Source organism: Daejeonella sp., assembly GCF_044348475.1.
GTDB lineage: Bacteria > Bacteroidota > Bacteroidia > Sphingobacteriales > Sphingobacteriaceae > Daejeonella.
Genome location: NZ_JBIKSU010000082.1, coordinates 1 through 7,065, shown reverse-complemented (window position 1 = coordinate 7,065; position 7,065 = coordinate 1). Strand labels below are relative to the sequence as shown.

The 7,065-nt window shown below is 39.9% G+C and carries 5 protein-coding genes; 3 read left to right on the top strand and 2 right to left on the bottom strand.

The window, feature by feature from the left end:
• Positions 1 to 1,633 (top strand): catalase/peroxidase HPI (katG, locus tag ACIQZ6_RS10865; RefSeq protein WP_395810992.1); only part of this gene is annotated, 1,633 nt, incomplete at its 5' end.
• 337 nt (positions 1,634 to 1,970) lie between these two features.
• Here katG and ACIQZ6_RS10860 read toward each other — a convergent pair.
• Positions 1,971 to 3,563, bottom strand: coding sequence for an amidohydrolase family protein (locus ACIQZ6_RS10860; protein WP_395810990.1), 1,593 nt, complete (start codon positions 3,561 to 3,563; stop codon positions 1,971 to 1,973).
• A 168-nt stretch (positions 3,564 to 3,731) separates the two neighbouring features.
• Here ACIQZ6_RS10860 and arsB point away from each other — a divergent pair, with 168 nt between their 5' ends.
• On the top strand, positions 3,732 to 4,799 hold the full coding sequence (arsB, locus tag ACIQZ6_RS10855) for an ACR3 family arsenite efflux transporter (RefSeq protein WP_395810988.1): 1,068 nt from the start codon (positions 3,732 to 3,734) through the stop codon (positions 4,797 to 4,799).
• Between the two features lies 1 nt (position 4,800).
• Positions 4,801 to 5,574 carry a metallophosphoesterase family protein gene (locus ACIQZ6_RS10850; RefSeq protein ID WP_395810986.1) on the top strand — a complete coding sequence of 258 codons (774 nt, stop codon included), beginning with the start codon at positions 4,801 to 4,803 and terminating at the stop codon, positions 5,572 to 5,574.
• A gap of 32 nt (positions 5,575 to 5,606) precedes the next feature.
• Here the strand turns inward: ACIQZ6_RS10850 and ACIQZ6_RS10845 are convergent, their stop codons facing one another.
• Complete coding sequence (locus tag ACIQZ6_RS10845; RefSeq protein ID WP_395810984.1) at positions 5,607 to 6,944, bottom strand: M24 family metallopeptidase; 1,338 nt, start codon at positions 6,942 to 6,944, stop codon at positions 5,607 to 5,609.
• Positions 6,945 to 7,065 lie beyond the last annotated feature (121 nt).

Genomic DNA, 7,065 nt, shown 5'->3' with positions numbered 1-7,065 from the left:
ACCTGAGTCTACCTGGTTAGGCGATGAGCGTTACAAAGGAGATCGTCAACTTGACAATCCGCTAGGAGCAGTTCAAATGGGTTTGATCTATGTGAATCCGGAAGGGCCTAATGGCAATCCTGATGCATTAGGTTCAGCAAGAGATATTCGTGAAACATTTGCGCGTATGGCGATGAATGATGAAGAAACTGTAGCACTAGTTGCTGGTGGTCATACATTCGGTAAAACTCACGGTGCTGGTGATGCAGCCCTTCTTGGTCCTGAACCTGAAGGTGCAGCTATACAAGAACAAGGTTTAGGATGGATCAGTAAATATAAATCAGGTAAAGGTGTTGACGCCATTACCAGTGGTTTAGAAGGTGCTTGGACTCCAACGCCAACTACTTGGGATAATAGCTACTTTGATATGTTATTTGGTTATGAGTGGGAGCTAACTAAAAGTCCGGCCGGTGCGCAGCAATGGGCACCTAAAGGTGGTGCAGCAGCAGATTTAGTCCCTGATGCTCATGATCCATCTAAAAGGCATGCTCCTTTTATGACAACAGCAGATATGGCCTTGAGAGTTGATCCAGCTTATGAAAAAATTTCAAGACGTTTCCACCAAAATCCTGCAGAGTTTGCAGATACTTTTGCCAAGGCATGGTTCAAGTTAACGCACCGAGATATGGGTCCTGTTTCTCGTTATCTTGGTAAAGAGGTTCCGGCCGAAACTTTAATTTGGCAAGATCCAATTCCTGCAGTTGATCATAAATTGATTGACGATCAGGATATCGCGGCTTTAAAAGCTACAATTTTAGGTTCAGGTTTAAGCATCTCTCAGTTGGTTTCAACTGCATGGGCTTCTGCTTCCACATTCCGTGGTTCTGATAAGCGTGGTGGTGCCAATGGTGCACGTATCAGGCTTGCTCCTCAGAAAGACTGGCAGGTTAATCAGCCTGCAAAACTTGCCAAAGTTTTAGAAAGTTTGGAAGCAATTCAGGCCGATTTTAATAACAAACAATCAGGTGGCAAGAAAGTATCTTTAGCCGATTTGATTGTTTTAGGAGGAACAGCTGCTGTTGAAGCTGCTGCAAAAAAAGCTGGCCATAATTTGGCCGTTCAATTTACAGCTGGTCGAACAGATGCTTCTCAAGAGCAAACAGATGTCGATTCATTCTCATATTTAGAGCCAAAAGTTGATGGTTTCAGAAACCATACCAATCAGCCAGTTATTGATCGTTATGCTGAAGAAATGCTATTAGACAAAGCTCAGTTGCTTACGCTAACTGCACCAGAAATGACAGTTTTAGTGGCTGGTTTACGTGTTCTTAATGCCAATACCTACGGTAGTCAGCATGGTATTTTCACCAAAAATCCAGAAACATTAACGAATGATTTCTTTGTCAACTTACTTGATATGAGTACGAAGTGGGAAACATCAGCTGATTCTAGAGATGCCTTTGTTGGACGTGATCGTACAACAGGTGATATCAAGTGGACTGGAACCCGTTTCGATCTTATTTTTGGTTCAAATTCTGAGTTGCGTGCCCTTGCAGAAGTTTATGCATCTGCAGATTATCATGAGCGATTTGCTCAAGATTTTGGAGCCGCATGGACCAAGGTTATGAACCTTGATCGTTTCGATCTAGCATAGGTAAGTAGTAATAATTTCAAAATAATGCTAAAAAAAAGGTGGTTTGTTTCAAACCACCTTTTTTTTATCTGTTATCTGTTATCTGTTGTCAGTTATCTGTTATCTGTTGTCAGTTATCTGTTATCTGTTGTCAGTTATCTGTTATCTGTTGTCAGTTATCTGTTGTCAGTTATCAGTAAATTAATAACTGAATCCAATTATTGAAACAGAATTCAGCTTTCTGCTTTGACCTTTGGGCTTTCAGCTTTACGCTTTCCCCTTTCAGCTTTTAGCTTTCAGCTTTTAGCTTTCAGCTTTACGCTTTACGCTTTCTACTTTCAGCTTTCAGCTTCCCCCCTTACCAATCCAACCCCGGTTGTTTCAAAGTTTTTATATTTTCTTTTGCTTTGGCCTCCTGAACAATTTTGCGGGTGTCTTCAAGCAATTGTTTGGCATCATATACAATTCCATCTTTCACTGTATATTTTACTCCGCCTACACGAATGGGCTCATTATTTTCGTCTAGTCGGATAGCACCAGTTCCATATAATACCTTGAGGTTTTGCAATGGGTTTTCTTTCAGGATAACAAAGTCAGCCAGTTTCCCAACTTCTACAGTACCAATCTCTTTTTCCATACCCAGAGCTTGTGCAGCATACATGGTTGCCGAACGGATCACTTCAAGTGGATGGAATCCTGCCTCTCTAAGTAATTCCAATTCTCGGATAAAGGCAAATCCATAAAGCTGGTAAATAAATCCGGAATCAGACCCAGCCGTAACCCGACCACCCCTGTTTTTATATTCATTGACAAAAGTCATCCAAAGCCGGTAATTTTCTTTCCACTGAATTTCTTCTTCGCTTGTCCAGTCAAACCAATAAGATCCATGCGACTCTCTGCTTGGCTTGTAGAATCGCCATAGTGAAGGCAAGGTGTATTGCTCATGCCATTCGGCTCTTCTTGCCCGCATTAAATCTCGGTTGGCTTCATAAATATTAAAGGTTGGATCGAGGGTGAAATCCAGATCCAATAATTCTTGCATGACCTTATTCCAGTGATCTGAAAATGGGGGAGCGGCCTGTTTCCATAATTTGCCAGCTTCGGCAAAGCGATGCTGTTCGTTTTGGTAATTATAATCCAGACGGTAATCCTGTATGGTACGGTCTACCAGTAAAGCTTCAGGTAATCCATACCAATGTTCCATAGTAGTTAAACCAGCCCTGGCAGATTGTAAAACATTCCAGCGTGCCACATCCATTTGAGCATGATGCATGCCTGAGCGTAAGCCAATGCGTTTATTTTCTTCTAAGGCAGCCTTCATGACTTCAGGTTTAGCGCCAAAAAACTTGATGCCATCGGCTCCCTTTGCAGCATTTTCATTGACCCAGGCCTTAGCCTCAGTAGCGTTTGAAATTGGTTTGGTGGCACCCTGACCAAAACTGGTATAGGCTAGCAGTCGCGGAGCAGTAATCAAATTTGCTGCTGATTTTTTCTTTTGATCGAGTACCCACTTTAAACCATTTCCAGCCGATGGATCTCTAACTGTGGTTATCCCATGAGACATCCAAAGTTTAAATACATATTCGGCCGGAGTTCCTTGCCCGGTTCCACCAATATGACCATGCATATCTATTAATCCAGGCATCAAATAATGCCCTTCCAGGTTCATAACCTTATCGCCTGTTTCGGCTTTTGGCCTACGTTCTTCTTTGATCGGTAAACCAGGATAACCCACGATCTTGATTTCAATGATTTTATTTTTTTCTACGACAATATCTACCGGACCAATTGCTGGTGCACCGGTACCATCAATCATGGTAACACCGCGGATAATCAGTTTATTGAAAGGACCCTCGCCCTCTTTCCTATCGGGAGCCTGTTTAATTTGTGCCAAACTAAGTAATGGCAGTAGCGCAAAGGCAAAAAATAGACTGTTTAAAGATTTTTTCATACGAATGAAAGATAAGAAGTATAAATTGATTTTTATGCGGTGTCGTCATTTTTGATTACCAGAATACTACTCAAACTAGAACGAATGCTTGATTTTGACCTAAGATTTTAAAAAAATAGGGATAGGTATAATTAAATATCGTAATATTGCGATATAATTCATTTTAAAATGTCAGCTACGAATTGTACGCCAACGCAGCAAAGAAAAAAATTAGGGTTTTTAGACCGTTATTTAACATTATGGATCTTCCTGGCGATGGTACTAGGTGTTGGCATTGGTAATTTTTTTCCAGACGCTTCAACCTGGATCAATTCTCTTTCAAAGGGAACAACCAATATTCCACTAGCAATTGGCTTAATCCTGATGATGTATCCTCCTTTTACAAAAGTGCGGTATGATCGATTAGCTGAAGTCTTTAAAAATACAAAAGTATTGACTGTTTCTTTGATCTTAAACTGGATTATTGGTCCGGCACTCATGTTTTTGCTGGCTATAATATTTTTACATGATTACCCTGAATACATGGTTGGACTCATTCTTATTGGTTTGGCTCGATGCATTGCCATGGTTATTGTATGGAATGAACTGGCAGAAGGTAATAGGGAATATGCGGCCGGCCTGGTGGCATTGAATAGTATATTTCAGGTATTACTTTACAGTGTTTATGCCTATGTGTTCATTACAGTACTGCCTCCATTATTTGGATTATCGGGTTCTATCGTTCCGGTTACGATAGCAGAAATTGCCTTCAGCGTAGCTATTTATTTGGGTATTCCATTTTTGGGTGGTTTTTTAACCCGTTATTTTTTGATTAGGATCAAGGGAGAAGAATGGTTCACAGAAAAATTTATTCCGCGGGTATCACCGATTACATTGGTAGCCTTACTTTTCACAATTGTGCTGATGTTTAGTTTGAAAGGGCAATTGATTGTTCAAATTCCATTTGATGTGGTTCGCATAGCCATTCCATTAGTTATTTATTTTACATTGATGTTCTTTATTAGTTTTTTGATTGGAAAAAAGATGGGAGCCGATTACAGTACCAATACATCAATTGCTTTTACCGCTTCTGGCAATAATTTTGAATTAGCAATTGCCGTAGCCATTGGAGTTTATGGAATAAATAGTGGTCAGGCATTTGCCGGTGTTATTGGGCCATTAGTAGAGGTTCCGGCACTCATCATCTTGGTTAATGTAGCTTTTTGGTTGAGAGATAAATTATATAAAACTTCATAAAATGAGAATTGCACTATTTTCGGATATACATGCAAACTTACCGGCTCTGCAGGCATGCTTAAAAAGTATAGATGCACAAGATGTGGATGCTATTTATTGCCTTGGAGACCTAGTTGGGTACAATGTATGGCCAAATGAGGTGGTCAATGAGATTAGAAAAAGAGGTATTCCCACCATTGCTGGAAATTATGATGAAGGCATTGGTTTAATGAGTGATGAATGCGGGTGTGCTTATAAAACCGATCCAGAAAAGGACATGGGTAAGATTTCGATTTCATATACCAATAACTTGATCAAGCCAAAGGAGCGCAACTACCTCCGTACTTTACCATCGCACTTGCGCGTTGAGTTTAAATTGAATAATGAACAGATGAACCTCTTGCTGGTTCATGGTAGCCCACGGAAAATCAATGAGTACCTATTTGAAGATCGCGAAGAACAAAGTTTGTTACGGATTCTAGAAAATGCTGATGCCGATATTCTATGTTTCGGTCATACACATAAACCATATCATAGGGTATTGCCATCGCAAGTGGCAGAGGGGCAAAGCTATCGCCATGCTATAAATATTGGCTCTGTAGGCAAACCAAAAGATGCTGATCCGAGGGGATGCTACGTAATTTTATCCATAAATTCTGAATCCAATAAACTAGACAGAAATGCCATTGATGTTGAATTTGTGCGCTTTGAATACGATGTGGAAAAAGCGGCAAAGGCTATTGAAGACAGCCCCTTGCCCAATGAATTTGCAGAGATGTTAAGAAGAGGGTTTTAGGTGTTTTTGATGGCAGTTTTTAAAGGGTATAATTAATTATTCCCTCCACCAATTAAATGCAATTTAGTCTGGCGCCCATCAATGTACCAGAATCCGTTTTTATCAAAATAGCCATTTTGTTCAAGCATAAAACGTACCGGTTTATTCCATTCTTTAATGTCAACAGCTGCATTTAATTCAATAGAATAGGCAGTTTGAAAATGCAAAGGGTAATCACCGCTACCCGGAACACCATTTTGCTGGTCCCATAACCCGATGGTTGGTCCTGCAGCATGTCCATGAAAACCAAGTGGGTGAGTATAAATTGTTCCATTGATGTTTTCCTGTTTTGCCTGAGCTAATGCAGCGGCAAGTATTTGATTTCCTGTTCTATTTTCTTTGAACTGGCTGGTTAGGATGTCTTGTAAGCGGTTTGCTTTGGCTAAGCCTTCAGTTAAAAAGGCAGGTGCTTCTTTTTCGTGCGGAGCAAGCACATAGGCATGTTCCTGAATATCCGTATTTAAACGAAGGTAGCTTATCCCAAAATCTACATGTAAAAGGTCACCTGTTCTGATTACATTATCCTGATCTTTCGATTCTTTGGAGAATGCTTTTAAATGATCAAAAGCGACCTTGTCATTTCTTTGGATATTGACTGAAGGATGAAACCAGGTGGATAATCCCATATCATTCACTTTCTGTCTGAACCACCATACCAAGTCATCGCTAGTAGTAATGCCTGGAGTAATTACTTTGCTGCTAAATCCTTCAGCAATAATTTTATGGCTTATGCTGTTCAATTGAGGATAGAACTGCATTTCTCTTGGAGTTCTGGTTTCTAGCCATGCTACAGCCAAATCAGCAGCAGAAACTAGTTTAGCTTTGTTTGCAGCAGAAAGTTTTTGTGTTAATTCTTCGAAATCGGTATGATCAATACCATCGGCCTGTCCAAAATGTTTGGAGGTGTTTAAGGCTATTTTTTCAGGTTTTAATTGCCCGATTATATCGTTCAAGGCATCCCATTGATCCGGGAATTTTTTCATGTCCCATTGAGCCTCAATTTCATCGCCAATAGCGTATCTAGAAATGGCAATTTTCTTAAATACCTTAGTTTTCGGGTTATTATAAAATACTAGAATGGTTCGGCGTCTTGCACTGAGCCAAGTTGCTGGCAGCATGGTTCTGATAACCGGATCTTCATTGTATTCTCTAGATACAATCACCCACATATCAACCTTATTTTTATCCATAAGGGATGGCAAAAGATTATTTAACCTATCGGCCAATACTTCATCGATAATTCTAGCCTGTTCTTTTAAGGGTAATACTTGTGCATGGGTAGCAATACCAATCAGAATAAAGGCAAGCAATACGGATAATTTCTTTCTCATATTTAAGTTTATAATTGTATTTGAGGTCTATTGAGACTCAAATATTGGTATAATTTTTCAAAAATTGCTGGGAATGCATCTCTGCGAGATAACTCTTCTAATTAAACAAAGCCCCTAGATT

Excerpts from the sequence above, each read along its gene's own strand:
- ACIQZ6_RS10860 (WP_395810990.1), bottom strand. The coding sequence starts at position 3,563 with ATGAAAAAATCTTTAAACAGTCTATTTTTTGCCTTTGCGCTACTGCCA.
- arsB (WP_395810988.1), top strand. The coding sequence starts at position 3,732 with ATGTCAGCTACGAATTGTACGCCAACGCAGCAAAGAAAAAAATTAGGG.
- ACIQZ6_RS10850 (WP_395810986.1), top strand. The coding sequence starts at position 4,801 with ATGAGAATTGCACTATTTTCGGATATACATGCAAACTTACCGGCTCTG.
- ACIQZ6_RS10845 (WP_395810984.1), bottom strand. The coding sequence starts at position 6,944 with ATGAGAAAGAAATTATCCGTATTGCTTGCCTTTATTCTGATTGGTATT.